We start from the raw sequence: 14,699 nt of genomic DNA, 5'->3' as shown, positions 1-14,699 counted from the left end.
ACGCCCCCATGCGCACCGCCGTCCGCCCGAGCCCCGGCGTCCTCGCGACCCTGCGGAACCCCAGGGCCTTCAGCGTCGAGATCCTCGCCGGGATCGTCACGACGCTGGCGCTCATCCCCGAGGTCATCTCCTTCTCGATCATCGCCGGCGTCGACCCGAAGGTCAGCCTCATCGCCTCCGTGGTCCTCGCGATCTCGATGTCGATCCTCGGCGGGCGTCCGGCGATGATCACGGCCGCCGCGGGCGCCGTCGCCCTGGTCGTCGCGCCGCTCGTCAAGGAACACGGCGTGGAGTACCTGCTCCCCGCGGTGATCCTCGCGGGCCTCATCCAGATCGTGTTCGGCGTCACCGGTCTCTCCCGACTCATGCGGTTCATCCCCCGCTCGGTGATGATCGGCTTCGTCAACGCGCTCGGCATCCTCATCTTCGTCGCCCAGGTCCCCCACCTGCTCGGCGTCCCGTGGCTCGTCTACCCGCTGTTCGTCATCACGGTCCTGATCGTCCTGCTGCTCCCCAAGCTCACCACCGCGGTGCCGGCGCCGCTCGTCGCCATCGTCGTCGTCACCGCGATCACGATGATCGCGCACGCCGCCGTGCCGACCGTCGGCGACCAGGGCGACGTCTCCGGCGGCCTCCCCGGGTTGACCGCGCTGCTCGTGCCGCTGAACCTCGAGACGCTCGGCATCATCTGGCCGACCGCGCTGAGCGTCGCGTTCGTGGGGCTCATGGAGACCCTCCTCACGGCGAAACTCGTCGACGACATCACCGACACGACGTCGTCGAAGGGGCGCGAATCGTGGGCCCTCGGCGTCGCCAATATCCTGGCCGGTTGGTACGGCGGGATCGCGGGCTGCGCGATGATCGGTCAGACGGTCGTCAACGTCAAACTGGGCCGCGCTCGGACGAGGATCTCCACCTTCGTCGCCGGCGTCTTCCTCCTGCTGCTCGTGACCGCGCTCAGCCCGGTGATGGCGCAGATCCCGATGGTCGCGCTGGCCGCCGTGATGATGATCGTCGCCATCAAGACCGTCGACTGGCACAGCGTGCGCCCGGCGACCCTGCGACGCATGCCGATCCCCGAGACGGTCGTGATGGTGGTGACCGTCGCGGTGGTCGTCGTCACCCACAACCTCGCGATCGGCGTGGCTGCAGGAGCGGTCCTGGCCATGGTGCTCTTCGCGCGACGCGTGGCCCACGTCATCCGCGTCCGCCGGGTCCTCGCGGACGACGCCACCTCCGTCCGGTACAGCGTCATCGGCCCCCTGTTCTTCGGCAGTAGCAACGACCTGGTCGAGCAGTTCGACTACGCGGCCGACCCTGCGGACGTCGTCGTCGACTTCACCGCCTCGCAGATCTGGGACGCCTCGAGCGTCGCCGTCCTCGACGCCGTGCAGGAGAAATACGCCGCGCACGGCAAGCAGGTCGTGTTCACCGGACTCGACGAACGCAGCTCGGCCTTCCACGGGAAGCTCACCGGCCACCTCTGAGCCGATCGCGCCGGCACCACCTCAGAGGTGCAGCACTCGCCGGAGCCCCGCGTCCAGATCCAGTGACAGCGCGACGGGCACCCTTCCGGCGGCCGGACCGAGGTCGTCCTCATCGAGGGTGAGCAGCTGTGTGGTGTTCACGACCGAGTCCCTCGGCAGGCCGGAAGCCGTCGCAGGGAGGAACACGTTGCCCGGGAGCTCGGCGAGCGAGGGCTGGAGATGTCGACGGCGTGACCGGGCATGGGCGCACGCTACGCAGCCCAGGTCGGTCACGGCCTGGCCCGCGCAGCAGCGGTGGAGAGGAGCTTCGCAAGCCGAGCTGTGGAGGACTGAAGTCGCCGATTCGCAGGCCACCAGAGGATGATGGAGTCATGGCAGAAACCGGAACGCCCAGAGTCGCGGTCTACATCGACTTCGACAACATCGTCATCTCGCGCTACAACCAGCTCTACGGGAAGGCGGCGTTCAGCCGGGATCGCGCGCGGTCCCACGTGCCCTCCGCCGCACCCGAAGGCGACGAGATCTCCGAGCGCCTGCAGGCCGCTCGCGTCGACGTCGGCGCCATCCTCGACTACACCTCGTCGTTCGGGAACATCGTCATCAGCCGTTCCTACGCCGACTGGTCCGAGCCGGTCAACTCCGCCTACCAGAAGGACCTCGTGGACCGCGCGGTCGACCTGACGCAGATGTTCCCCACGACGAAGGCGATGAAGAACGGTGCCGACATCCGCCTCGCCGTCGATGTCGTCGAGGACCTCTTCCGCCTCCCCGACCTCACGCACATCGTGATCGTGGCCGGCGACTCGGACTACATCTCCCTCGCGCAGCGCTGCCGACGCCTCGGACGCCACGTGATCGGGATCGGTGTCGCCGGTGCGACGAGTCGTGCGCTCATGGCGGCATGCGACGAGTTCTCCGACTACGACGACATCCCCGGGATCGTCCGCCCGGTCGTCACGCGCACGCCCCGCACCCCTGCCGCCGTCGAGAGCACGGCGGAGGTGTCTTCTGAGGCACCGAAGTCCGCACCCAAGTCCGGAGGGCGTCGTCGCGCCTCGTCCGGGTCTGCGCCGACGGCCGAAGCACCGGCCGCCCAGACACCTCCGCGGATCGGCGGCCTCTTCACCGAGCCGGTGTTCAGCCACCGCGACGCCGACGACCTGGACGACACCGACGACGAGACCGCGGACCCCTCCGGTCCCGACGCACAGCGCGCGGCGACGGAGCTCCTGGTGCGCGCACTCCGCCTCGTGCACGCCAAGAACGACGACGAGGACTGGCTGCTGAACGCCGAGGTGAAGAACCAGATGATCCGCATGGATCCGGCGTTCAAGGAGAAGCCGCTCGGCTACCGCTCGTTCAGCGACTTCATCAACTCGCGCTCGGACCTCGTCGAGGTGAACCCGGACGCGAGTCCCGACGGACGACGTCTGCGGCTGCGCGAACTGGGTTGAGCCCGGGCCCGCCGCAGGAGATCAGCCTCGCAGCAGGACCGTCCGCCTTCGGGCGTCCTGCTCCCGCGCGGATCTCCTGCTGCGGCGGTGCTCAGGCGCCCCGGAAGAACGCCTGGACCGCCGCGCTCAGAGCGGTCGGATCGTCGATGTGGCACAGCTCGCGGGCGGAGTGCATCGACAGCAGCGGCGTCCCGACGTCGACCGTCCGGATGCCGAGTCGCGTCGCGGTGAGCGGGCCGATGGTCGAGCCGCACGGCACCGTGTTGTTCGACACGAAGTCCTGCGAGAGCACACCTGCGGCGGCGCAGCTCCGGGCCCACAGCGCGGCCCCGAGGGCGTCGGTCGCGTAGCGCTGATTCGCATTGATCTTGAGGAGCGGACCGCCACCGGCGATCGGCCGGTTGGCCGGGTCGTGGCGTTCCGGGTAGTTCGGGTGGATCGCGTGGCCGGCGTCCGCCGACAGGCACCAGGAGGCCGCATAGGCCTGGAGCCGTTCGGACACCGTCGCCCCCAGCGACGCACCGATGCGGGTGAGGACGTCGTCGAGGAACGGACCGCTGGCGCCGGAGGTCGAGGCCGAACCGAGCTCCTCGTGGTCGAAGGCGGCGAAGACCGTGATGTGTGCGGCGTCGTCCGTCGCTCCCCCGTCACTCGCGGCCAGCAGCGCCGCGAGTCCGGCGTGGACCGAGGTCAGGTTGTCCATGCGTCCGGCGGCGAACAGCTGCCCGTCGAGACCGAATCGCCGGGGCTCCTGGGTGTCGGCCACGAGCACGTCGTATCCGGCGATCGCGGTGGGATCGATGCCTGCGATCACCGCCAGGTGCGCGAGCACGTCGGCGTGGGCGAGGTCACCGACCCCGTACACGGGCTGCAGGTGGCGCTGGCGATCGAGGACGAGGCCGTCGTTGGCGCTTCGGTCGAGGTGCACGGCGAGCTGCGGGATGCGCAGGAACGGGCCGGTCCGGACGAGGTGCACGGTCCCGTCGAGCGTCACCAGGCGTCCGGCGAGTTCGAGTTCGCGGTCGAGCCAGGAGTTGAGGAGCGGTCCGCCGTAGACCTCCACCCCGGCCTGCAGCCACCCGTGGGCGCCGGTCGTCGGCTTCGGCTTGAGCTTGAAGCTCGGCGAGTCCGTGTGCGAGCCGAGGATGCGGAACGGCGTCGTGGCGTGCGCCTGCTCGGGCTGCACCCAGGCGATCACCGCACCCTCGCGTTCGACGAAGAACCGGCCGGCGCCACCATCCCAGGACTCGGTCTCGAGCCGCCGGGTGAAGCCGGCCGCCGTGAGGCGCCGAGCGCTCTCCGCGACCGCGTGATACGAGGTGGGCGAGGCGACGATGAAGTCGGCGAGGTCGGTGATGTGGGCGACGGAGTCCATCCCACCATCCTCCCACCACCCACGCACCCGGCACGTGGATGCACCAGGCCCTACCCTGGACGGGTGACGAAGACCCGCATCGACCTCATCGGGCCCGCAAGCGGCCTGTCCGAGGATCGTCGCGGACGGATCGCACGCATCGTCGACGGTTGGTTCTTCGCCTTCGGCACGGCTGCGGCCGTCTTCCTGGCGTACGTGCTGCTCACCGAGGCGTTCGCCCGCGGTTGGGCCCAAGCCTGGTTCATCCTCGTCATCTACCTCGTCATCGCCTACCTGATCCTCCCCCGCCTGCACACCGTGCTGTCGCGCGTCTACCTGCCCGACTACTTCATCGGACGCACTCGCACGCGCGAGGGCATCCTCGGTGATCCCGTGAACCTCGGCCTCCGGGGTCGGGAGGAGCAGATCCACATGGCGATGCTCTCGGCGGGCTGGACGCTCGCCGACGACCTCGGCCTGCGTGCGAACCTGCGGATCGTGACCTCGACGCTGACCAGGCGCAGCTACTCGGAGGCGCCCGTCTCGTCGCTCTACCTGTTCGGTCGCCGCCAGGCGTTCTGCTACCAGCAGGAGGTCGACGGCAGTCCGGGGAAGCGGCACCACGTCCGGTTCTGGCCGACACCAGCGGGCTGGCTGCTCCCGGGCGGATACCAGGCGGATTGGTTGGCCGCCGGGACGTACGACCGATCGGTCGGGATCAGCATCTTCACACTGCAGGTGACCCACCGGATCGCCGACGACGTCGACGACGAGCGCGATCACATCGTCGCGTCGATCGCGGCAGCGGACGTCGGAGCGACGACGTCCGTGATCGAGAACTTCTCCACCGGCTACCACTCACGGAACGGCGGAGGCGACGCGATCGTCACCGACGGCGACCTGCCGATCATCGATCTCAGCGCGGTGGTCGTCCCGCCGGCGGCGACCCTGCCGGCCGCTGACGCTCCCCCGACGCGCTCCCTCATCCGGGCCGGCGACCCGCGGCCGCTGGACACCACCGTCGGCGTGGTCCTGATGGTCGTCGCGGCACTGTCCACCGTGCTCTCCGGCGTCCTCCTCGTCTCCGATTGGAAGCAGGTCATCTCGGAGGCCCGTGCAACGGCCGCGACGGCTGACGACGTCGTCCTCATCCCGTGGGTCGTCGGGGCCGTGCTGGCCCTGTCGGCCGTGGTGACGCTCTGCTACCTCGTCCTCGCCTGGCGGGTCCATCGGGGAGGCAACCTCGCGCGCCTGCTCGCCATGACCTTCAGCTCGACGTCCATCGCCACCCTCGCCGCGAGCTATGTCGCCGGCGCCGGCGGATTGACGCTGCAGACCAACCTGATCGGCTTCGCGGTCGACTGTTCCATCATCCTCGCCCTCTCCGGAACCGAGGCCCGCGACTGGGCCCGTGGGCGACAACGACGCACCCGGAGGACGAAAGCATGACCGACGCACCCGACCAGACGGACGAGGGGCCACGCCCCGCCACCTCGCTCAAGCGCGCGCTGCTCCTCGGCGCAGCCATCATCACGATCGTCGCCGGGCTGACGGTGCACTGGTCGGTGGCAGCGGCCTGGGCGAACCCCGTGACCAACGCGCTCTACACGGTCCTCGTCGCGCTCCTGCTGGCCTTCGCCGCCCCACGGCGTCCACTGTGGCAGATCGCCCTCGGCGCGTTCGGCTTCTCGGCGGCGATCGAGTGCTTCCAGGCCACGGGCGTGCCGGCCGCACTCGCGGACCAGTGGCCGCCCTCGGCGCTCGTGCTCGGCACGACGTTCATCCCGACGGACTTCATCTCCTACGCCCTGGGCGCGGCGGCGTTCCTGTTCCTGTCGCTCGCCATGTCGCTGGTGATCCGATGGGTTCGCAACGACATCCTCGAACGACGCGCACGCGCGGACCGGGAGACACGGCGCCGATCGGACTCAGGACCCGCCTGACCAGTGCCCTAGCCGCGAGTCGTCTCCCCGTACTGGACGTGTTCCAGGTCGAAGACGGCCTCGGCCAATGCCGACCTCGCCGCTTCGAACTCGACGTCGTCGGGGTGGCCCACCACCCGGGCATGCTCGAGGTGCCAGGTGGCACTGCGCAGGAGTTCGACGGTGGTCGGAGCGGGGGAGGGCGCGCGCGTCGAAGCCGCGGGTGGGACTTCGGCGTTCGCCGCTCCGCCGGGGACGAACTCGATCGTGTTCGATTCCGCCGGAGTGTCGTCTTGAGCGTATGCCTTCTTCTTCATATGTCCTTCGTCGGGGTCGTGAACTGTTGTGGCTTGCCGGGCGATGGCCTCCGATAGCGGCGAAGATGCCAGCGGCGGAGCCGATCTAATATATGCCGATATGGGAATGTCCTGCTTGGGGCGCTGTTCGGGTCGCGCCATGGCGAGGAGCGTGGGGACACGCCCACGGTCGTCCGGAGCATCCGAGGCACCGAGGACCTGGAACCGTTCCAGCCCCCAACGGGACCAGGCGGACGCCGTCCACGCGCAGATGGCCGCGTCGATGAGGTCCTCGCGGTGCTTGTGCGCCGATTCCTTCAGCGGCGACGGTTCCGCGGCGAGTAGCGCCGTCACCGGGTGGGTGTCGAGGTCGAGTGGCGGCGTCGCCGAGGTCAGCGCCTGCAGGCGCGAGACGAGGTCGTCACAGACCTCCGCGCGGCGTCGCCGTCGCTCGGCGGCGGGGAGACCGGGGTCGAGGCGTTTGTACCGGGGCCGCGCATCCGGGTACCCGAACTCCTCGGCACCCACCAAGGTGGTGTGGGGATAGGCCTCGAAGAACACGACGGCATCCGCCGCCGGCGTGCTCAGTCCGTCGAAGTACTGGAACCCCGCCGCCTCCAGCGCCGTGAAGAGCGCGACACCACCGAGCGCGGGCAGGCCGAGGTTCGACGGGTAGGCCGAGACCTGCCAGCGCCCGTACCGCTGCCCGACCTCACGTTCACAGAGACGCATGCCGGTCTCGTTCTGGACGAGCAGAGGGGCGTCGACCGCGATCACGGAGCCCGGTGAGGCGGTGGCGACGATCCAGGCGACGACGGCGTCGATCCCCACGGCCCACCCGGCCTCGATGACCGTCCCGGTCTCGTCGATGCACACCAGTCCCGACTCGTTCGCCGCGCGGGAGCCGGTCCCCTTGCCCCAGGCGAGGTCGACTCCGAGGAAGCGGGTCACGAGCGGTTCCTTCCGGTGCATGCGGCGAGGCACCGCCTCCCGAGCCTACTGGGCAGACGTCGACGACTCCTCGGATCCGGCGGCGGGCCGGAGGTGAGGAGCCGTCGAGCGTCCCGGGCGCTCGATCAGCCGACCGGGCCCTCGATCAGCGTCACGTCAGCGGTCTGGGAGGTCCCACTCGCCGTGGTCCAGGTGACGGAGACCGTCTGGCCTGGCTCGAGCGTGGCCATGGTGGCCGTCAGGGTCTGAGCGGAGTCGATGGCGGCACCGTTGACGCCGGTGATGACGTCGCCGGCTGCGAGGCCGATCGACGCCGCGGGCGTGTTCTCGATCACCGAACCGACCACGGCACCCGGCACGGTCTGGGCTGCGCCGGACGCGGCCAGACCGATCCCGATGAAGGCCGGGTAGCCGATCGAGACGGTGTCGGTCTCGACGCCGGTACGGATCTGGTCGACGATGGACAACGCGTCGTCGATCGGGATGGCGAATCCGTCGATGTCGGTCCCACCGGAAGAGGCAGCGGTGTCGACGCCGACGACCTCGCCCTCCGAGTCGTAGAGCGGCCCGCCGGAGTCGCCGGACTGGATGTCCGCGTCCGTCTGGATCAATCCGGTCAGCTGCTTGCCCGCCCCGGTCGTCTCATCCTGGACGGTGATGTCCTGCTCGAGGGCGGTCACGGACCCGTCCGCAGCGCTGGGGGTCCCACCCGTGCCGCCGGCGTTCCCGACCCCGGTGACTGCGTCACCGACGGCTGCGCCGCCGTCGTCGTCGATCGTGACGGTGTCCAGCCCCGAGGCGCCGTCGAGCTGCAGGAGCGCAACGTCGTTCGTGGCATCCGTCCCGACGACGCGCGCGTCGTACTGCTCTCCGGTCGCCACGACGGTGACGACGATGCTCGTCGCTCCCGCGACGACGTGGTTGTTGGTCAGGATCTGGCCGTCCGCGGTGAGGATCATCCCGGTTCCTGCGGCGGCGGCCCCCTGATAGGCCAGCTCGGTGTCGATGTCGACGACACCCACGGACTCCGCGGCGGTGGCGCTCCGGGTGTTCGCCGTCGCGGCATCCGGCGTCGCCTGCTGTGGCCCAGGCTGCCCACCGGGAGCGCGGAAGCTCTGACCGCCCTCGTCCGGCACCGTCTCCGTCACTTGTGAGGAGGCGGCGACACTCTGGAACGCGCCGGCCGCCAGCGAAGCGAGGCCGAGGCTACCGGTCACGAGGGACACGACCGTGGCGGCCGTCGCGGCGGCGATGATCCACCCGATGGGCTGCTTCTTCGCCGGGGTGCCGGTGGTCGACGGCGGCTGGGGCATCGTCTGCTGTCCGTACGGTCGGGGCTGCCAGGTGCCGGAGGGGGCGTACTGGCCCTGGCCGGCGGCGTACGGTCCGTACTGACCCTGCGGGCCCTGGTGATGACCGGGCCACACGTGACCGCTCGTCGCGTGGGGAGCCGTCGCGTAACCGAAGGGCGTCGTCGGCTCGCGTCGTGGGCCACCCGCGGCCGTGTTGCCGGGGTAGCCGGCCGGGGGAGTGACGTCCACACCCGGCTGGGGCTGGTACGAGCCGGTGGGCGGCTGGTACGGATCGGGAGCGGGGGACGACTGCGGCGTCTCCGCCGGTCGGGTGCCGTCCGTTGGACGCGGCTCAGGGCGTTCGGGGTCTGGGGTGGTGTTCACGGGGATTCCTCTCGGCGGGGGTGCTGAGATCATCTGACTCCCGCAATCCGAGTGAATCGTCTGGTTCGACCATGAACGACCTTTGAGCTTCCCGACCGTTTCCCGGATGACGATCGTGTACAGGCTCCATGCCCGACACCACCTCAGGGTCGCGTGAGCAACGCCTCCAGCGCGGGTCGGGCCTCAGCCTCGGAGATGTGTCCGGCGACGACGAGTTCCGCGAGCCCGTGGACCGCGGCCCAGACCGCCGTGGTCAGAGCGGCGATGACCTGCGGCTCGGCACCGGGGGCCAGCGACGCCGTCGTCTCGGCGAGCAGCGCCTCGACGCCACCGATGAGTGGCGCCATAGCCTCGCTGGGTGAGCCGGGGACACAGACTTCGGGGTCGTAGATCAGGCGGAACCGCTCCGGATGCTGCGCCGCGTAGTGCACATACGTCGAACCGATCCGGACGGCCGTCTCCTGTGGGTCTCGACCCGCCGTCGCCTGCCGCTCCTCGCGCATGGCGTCCAAGAGCTCGGCCATGCCGCGTTCGCTCAACCGTTTCAGGAGCGCGGTCCGGTCGCCGAAGTGGTGGTACGGCGCGTTGTGACTGACTCCGGCGCGACGTGCGACCTCTCGCAGGCTCAGCGTGGCATGGCCGTGCGTCCGCATGAGTTCGAGCGCAGCGTCCTCGAGCGCCGGCCCGAGGTTGCCGTGGTGGTACGCCGTCGTCGATCTTGACACAAGCAACATCGTACCCGTACCGTCGGTTCCGACCAGAAGTGGACAGTGTCCAGATTCTTGGCGCTGTCCAGACCTACAACTGATGGAGAACTGATGCCCACCCTCGTCATCGACGGACACCCGAACCCCGGGTCTCTGTGCGCCGCCCTCGCCGCGAGCTACGCGGAGGCGCACGGCGACGCGACCGTCCTCGCCGTACGCGACCTCGCGTTCGACCCGAACCTCCGCCTCGGGTACACCCGCCGTCAAGACCTGGAGCCCGACCTCGAACGAGCGTGGGAGCAGATCCACGCCGCGGACCACCTCGTGATCGTGGCGCCGGTCTGGTGGGGATCGGTGCCGGCGCTGCTCAAGGGGTTCTTCGATCGCCTGCTGCTTCCCCGTCGCGCCTACCGGACCAAGGACAACGGTCTCCCCGAGGGACTGCTCGCCGGCCGCTCGGGGCGGGTGATGGTCACGACCGACTCACCGTGGTGGTACCTCCCGCTCGTCGGCGACACGACGGTGAAGCAACTCCGCACCACCACCCTCCGGTTCTGCGGGGTCAAGCCCGTCGCCGTGAACCGGTTCGGTCGGGTGAAGGATTCGACCGTGGAGCAGCGTCAGCGGTGGCTCGCGAAGGCGGCACAGAACGGTCGTGCCGACGCGGCGCGACGGAGTTCTCGTTCCTCCGCTGCGGCCGCAGAGCTGGTCAGTGGCCGTCGACCAACCGGATGAAGGCACTGAGCTCGGCGACGCCCTCCGGCGTGACCGGCAGGTACTCGGTGAGTGCGGGGGAGTGCACGAGGTACGCCGCCCACTGGGCGCGGGAGATACCGACGTTCAGTCGGTTCTTCATCAACAGGAACGACATGCCCCGCGGGACGTCGGCGGGGGAGGACGCGGCCAGCGAGACGATCGCGATGACGGCCTCCTGACCCTGGAACTTGTCGACGGTCCCGACGCGCACCGCGTCGAACCCGGCCGCGTCGAGCGTCGCTCGGACGACGGCGACGTGGGCGTTGTAGGGACAGACGACGATGATGTCGGCCTCGCTCACCGGGTCGTCGATGCGGCCGGCATCCGGATCGGTCCAGCGGAGCCCGATGGTCGACCGGACGAGCTCCGCGACGCGGTCGGCCTCCTCCTGCGAACTCGTCGCGTTTCCGACGTGATGGACCGGGACGACGTGCAGCCCCGGCGCACGACCCTCCAGACGACGCTTCGTCGTGGCCGCCGCTGAGCGCAGCTCGCCACCGTATGACAAGCGCGAGACCGGCTCGGTGACCGCGGCGTCCATCCGCCAGGTCTCGTGGAGGAAGTAGCCGAGTTCCGGAGGGAGGACGTCGCGACCGTCGGCCACGAATCCGAGGGCCGAGGTGTCGATCGGTTCGGGATGCGTCCCCTGGCTCACCTGCGGCAGCTGCTGCGGGTCGCCCAGGAGCAGGAGGTTCCGCGCGGCGACGCTCGCCGCGATCGTGTAGGCGAGCGAGAACTGACCGGCCTCGTCGACGACGAGCAGGTCGAGCGACCTCCGGTCGAACCGGTTGTGGTTGCTGAAGTCCCAGGCCGTCCCGCCGATGACGAAGCCGCCGGTCTGCTCGGCCATGAACGCGCCATGACCATTGGCCGGGAGGACGGTGTAGCCGCGCTCAGCATCCGGGTCGGCACCGGATCGCAGGGTCTTCGCCACGAGCGCGGGGGAGAGCCCCGCCTTCACCACACGCTCGAGGAGGTTCTCGACGACGTCGTGCGACTGCGCCACGACCCCGATCCGCCAGCCGTGCTGCTGCACGAGGGCCGTGATGACGTGCGAGGCGACGTAGGTCTTGCCGGTTCCGGGCGGCCCCTGGACGGCGAGCACCGAGTCGTCGAGGTCGAGCAACGCGGCGGTCACGTCCTCGATCGTCCGCCCGTCTCCGCGGTGGGGGAGCGGCTCACCCGAGCTCGTGCGGGGCGGCCGTCGCCGCAGGATGTCGACGACGCCGTCGTCCGGCCACCCTGGAGCGGCGTCGAGGACCGCCTGCCCCCACTCGGCGATCGCATCGACCTGTGTTCCGGGTCGCGGGGGAGGAGACGGCGTGAGCGCGACCGGCAGCTCCGTGTAGGGCTCACGATCCGTCTTGAGCGTCTCCTGGATGAGCAGGGAGTCGTCGTCGACCTCGAGGACCGTGATCTGCCCGGCCGGTCGGGAGCCGGGCTCGGCGCGGGGGAGCGTGTACGGTCCCGGGTGGTCGTAGACCGCGAACGGGTCGGCGCCGACCTTCACACTGCTGCCGGGGGCCCATCGGCCACGGAGTCGGACGTGACGGCGGTCGCTGCGCTGCCGTCCCTCGCGGAACCAGTCGCGCTCGACGACCCCCGAGGTGACGGTGAAGACGTTCCGGGTGTCCTCCCATTCGTCGCGCGCGGCGATGAGTCGGGAGAAGTGCTCCTGCCAGAACGACTTGTGCTCGCGCCGGTGGTAGTCGATGGCGGCCGCCGCGAGCGCATACGCGGTGGCGTCGTCGGAGCGTTCGGGGTCGAGGGGGTCTCCGGCCAACGCCGTCAGCGCGTCGTGGAGCGGCGTCGGTTCGTCCACCAGGGGCTCGGGTGCGTCGGTGACGAAGGTGCCCGGCAGCACGCCCCGTTCCGCACCGAGGTCGAGCAACCAGTTCCGCAGCCGACGGGTCGACTCGCAGTCGTACGCGTTGTACTCGGCGATCTCCGAGAGCTTCCGTTCGCCTTCGGCGACGAGCTCCGGGTCGTCGCTCCGACTGAGCTCGCGAGCCTCCGCGTAGGCGGTGATGGATGCCGCGGCGTCGGTGACGTCGCTGTCGCGGTGCTCCTCACCCATGTAGAGCGGCTCGAGCTTCTTGATCGAGTACGACCGCGATCCGACACGCACCGTCTTGCGGACGAACGGGTACAGGTCGAAGAGCACGGCCTCGCGGAGGAGGTCGTCGATCGTGTCCTCCCCGACCCCGTGCCGGGCGGCCAGCGAGAGCAGGTGCGTCCGCTCGTACGCGGCGTAGTGATACACGTGCATGCCCGGGAACTCGGCACGGCGGGCGGTGAGGTAGGCGAGGAAGTCGATCAGCGCCGTCCGCTCCTCATGGAAGTCGTGCGCCCACCAGGATCGGAACCGGCCGTCGGTGTCGACCAGGCCGAACAGGTAGTCGATGCCCCACCTCGTGCGGTCGCCCCGGCGGGCGTCACCCGGCTCGCCCTCGGTGTACAGCGGGTCGCCCTCGAAGTCGAAGAAGACGTCGCCGGGATCGGGTTGCGGCAGGAGCCCGAGTGCCGTGGCGTCGTGCACACGGAACGCCGGCACGCCGGCGGCTGGTGACGGCTCGAGCTGCAGATGCGCCTGCTCGCGCAGCGCAGCGAGCGTGCTCTCGGCGATGCCGTCGACCGTCCCGCCGGCGCCACCCGACAGCCCGTGCGGCCCTGGTCGCTCGGTCGACCCGGTGAGCGTGAGCGACGCCAGATCGTCGATCGTGGCGATGCCGGCCGCCAGCAGGCGGTCGCGCTGCGTCAACCGGAGCCCGGCCACCAGCAGGACGTCGCGTGAGGCCGTGATCTCGGCGTCGCACCACGCGCATCGTCCGCAGACGCTGTAGCGCTGGTCGCCCCAGGCCACCGGAGCGTCGGCTTCGAGCCGTTCGGCGACGATCCGCAGCAGGCGCGCACGACGGCGACGGTACACCGGCAGGATGTCGGCCACCGCGTGGGTGCTGACGGTGCCGTCTCCCAGGATGAGGTCGACGTCGTCGTCGACCGGGATCCCGGCCGTCTCCAGCTGCTCCACGTAGGCGGCGAGCTGGAGCAGGGCGGTGACCTTCGGCGAGCGCGCGAGTTTGGTGTCCTGCACGCGATACCGGCCGTCGGGCCGGCGCACGATGAAGTCGGCGAAGCCGATGAACGATCCGTCGAAGAACGCGGCCTGGAAGACGACCGGGGCTCCGTCGCGGAACGCCGTGATCGTCGACTCGACGGCTGCGGCGAGCGCCACCGTGTCTCGGACGTCGGGGCGGTCGAGCTCGACGACGCCGGTGCCGAACTCGGCGCGGTACGACTCGAGGACCCGCAGCTCGTGCTGGTCGCCGAGCTTGGAGGTCCGCATGAGCATCTCGTCCTCCGGCTCGACGATCGGTTCGATCCGACCGAGCTTCGCGTCGACCGTGCGCAGGAACGCGAACTCGCAGTGGGAGGCGTTGGAGAGGTCGCTGGCGCTCGTGATGGCGGAACCGTCGAGGAGGAACATCGGTGCGGTGGGTGCCTTTCGAGACGACTGCTGCGGGGGCAGGTCCGCCTCCGATCGCTGTCAGTCTGGCACGCACCACCGACCACAGCGCCGCCGCGGGACGCAGGGTGAGGCCAGCCGAGCGGCAGCCGTCTGTGGAGCGGCGTCGGGCGCGCTCGATCCCGCGTCCCCTAGCCTGGAGACGGACCACGACGCCATGGGACGGGAGTGCATCATGACCACCACGATCCAGGTCGTCGCGGGTGTCGCCACGCAGGACGACACCGTGCTCGCGTGCCGGCGGGCACCCGGGCGGGCGTCCGGTGGCCTGTGGGAGTTCCCCGGAGGCAAGGTCGAGACCGGCGAGCGGCCGCAAGACGCGCTGGCTCGTGAGCTGCGCGAGGAGCTCGACGCCGCCGTCGCTGTGGGGGCACTGCTGGACCGGTCCACCGTCACCGTGGGCGAGCTCGTGATCGACCTCGCCTGCTACGAAATCACCTTCCTCGGCGCGCCCCCGGTCCACAGCACGGACCACGACGAACTGCGCTGGGTCACCCGCGAACGGCTCCTCGGGCTGGACTGGGCGACGCCCGACCTCCCGATGGTCGGGCGACTCACCGCGAGCTGACC

General features: G+C 70.2%; 11 protein-coding genes. 6 read left to right on the top strand and 5 right to left on the bottom strand.

Annotated features, from left to right (window positions below; genetic code table 11):
* Positions 1–8 precede the first annotated feature (8 nt).
* Together AC4PMY_RS10120 and AC4PMY_RS10115 are read left to right on the top strand one after the other, a co-directional pair.
* Entirely contained in the window at positions 9–1,487 is a 1,479-nt protein-coding gene (locus AC4PMY_RS10120; RefSeq protein WP_071262040.1) for a SulP family inorganic anion transporter, read from the top strand.
* Between the two features lie 371 nt (positions 1,488–1,858).
* The gene (locus AC4PMY_RS10115) at positions 1,859–2,941 is read left to right on the top strand and encodes an NYN domain-containing protein (protein WP_064294079.1); all 1,083 of its coding nucleotides are present in this window, start codon (positions 1,859–1,861) and stop codon (positions 2,939–2,941) included.
* 91 nt (positions 2,942–3,032) lie between these two features.
* Here the strand turns inward: AC4PMY_RS10115 and AC4PMY_RS10110 are convergent, their stop codons facing one another.
* Positions 3,033–4,316 carry a M18 family aminopeptidase gene (locus AC4PMY_RS10110; RefSeq protein ID WP_491622612.1) on the bottom strand — a complete coding sequence of 428 codons (1,284 nt, stop codon included), beginning with the start codon at positions 4,314–4,316 and terminating at the stop codon, positions 3,033–3,035.
* A gap of 63 nt (positions 4,317–4,379) precedes the next feature.
* Between AC4PMY_RS10110 and AC4PMY_RS10105 the strand changes: the two genes are divergently transcribed.
* Both AC4PMY_RS10105 and AC4PMY_RS10100 read left to right on the top strand, forming a co-directional pair.
* The gene (locus AC4PMY_RS10105; protein WP_491622611.1) at positions 4,380–5,744 is read left to right on the top strand and encodes an LssY C-terminal domain-containing protein; all 1,365 of its coding nucleotides are present in this window, start codon (positions 4,380–4,382) and stop codon (positions 5,742–5,744) included.
* A complete protein-coding gene (locus AC4PMY_RS10100) occupies positions 5,741–6,238 on the top strand; it encodes a ribosomal maturation YjgA family protein (protein ID WP_064294077.1) in 498 nt (165 codons plus the stop codon). The genes AC4PMY_RS10105 and AC4PMY_RS10100 overlap by 4 nt, the downstream gene beginning before the upstream one ends.
* A gap of 8 nt (positions 6,239–6,246) precedes the next feature.
* On the opposite strand, the gene AC4PMY_RS10095 is transcribed toward AC4PMY_RS10100, so the two are convergent.
* The 3 genes from AC4PMY_RS10095 to AC4PMY_RS10085 form a co-directional block, all read right to left on the bottom strand.
* Complete coding sequence (locus tag AC4PMY_RS10095; RefSeq protein WP_491622610.1) at positions 6,247–7,464, bottom strand: DUF429 domain-containing protein; 1,218 nt, start codon at positions 7,462–7,464, stop codon at positions 6,247–6,249.
* 125 nt (positions 7,465–7,589) lie between these two features.
* A complete protein-coding gene (locus AC4PMY_RS10090) occupies positions 7,590–9,140 on the bottom strand; it encodes a S1C family serine protease (protein WP_491622609.1) in 1,551 nt (516 codons plus the stop codon).
* Positions 9,141–9,283: 143 nt separating this feature from the next.
* On the bottom strand, positions 9,284–9,865 hold the full coding sequence (locus AC4PMY_RS10085) for a TetR/AcrR family transcriptional regulator (protein WP_079003734.1): 582 nt from the start codon (positions 9,863–9,865) through the stop codon (positions 9,284–9,286).
* A gap of 93 nt (positions 9,866–9,958) precedes the next feature.
* Here AC4PMY_RS10085 and AC4PMY_RS10080 point away from each other — a divergent pair, with 93 nt between their 5' ends.
* Positions 9,959–10,582 (top strand): NAD(P)H-dependent oxidoreductase, encoded by a 624-nt coding sequence (locus AC4PMY_RS10080; RefSeq protein WP_491622608.1) that lies wholly within the window; start codon positions 9,959–9,961, stop codon positions 10,580–10,582.
* Here AC4PMY_RS10080 and AC4PMY_RS10075 read toward each other — a convergent pair.
* On the bottom strand, positions 10,557–14,090 hold the full coding sequence (locus AC4PMY_RS10075) for a TM0106 family RecB-like putative nuclease (protein WP_491622607.1): 3,534 nt from the start codon (positions 14,088–14,090) through the stop codon (positions 10,557–10,559). The two genes, AC4PMY_RS10080 and AC4PMY_RS10075, sit on opposite strands and share 26 nt — an antisense overlap.
* 214 nt (positions 14,091–14,304) lie before the next feature.
* Here AC4PMY_RS10075 and AC4PMY_RS10070 point away from each other — a divergent pair, with 214 nt between their 5' ends.
* Positions 14,305–14,697: a (deoxy)nucleoside triphosphate pyrophosphohydrolase gene (locus AC4PMY_RS10070; RefSeq protein WP_071262170.1), complete on the top strand. Its 393-nt coding sequence runs from the start codon at positions 14,305–14,307 to the stop codon at positions 14,695–14,697.
* Positions 14,698–14,699: the final 2 nt, after the last annotated feature.

This window comes from Plantibacter sp. MDV22-iso1 (assembly GCF_058408345.1).
This window is presented reverse-complemented; position numbering and strand designations above follow the sequence as displayed.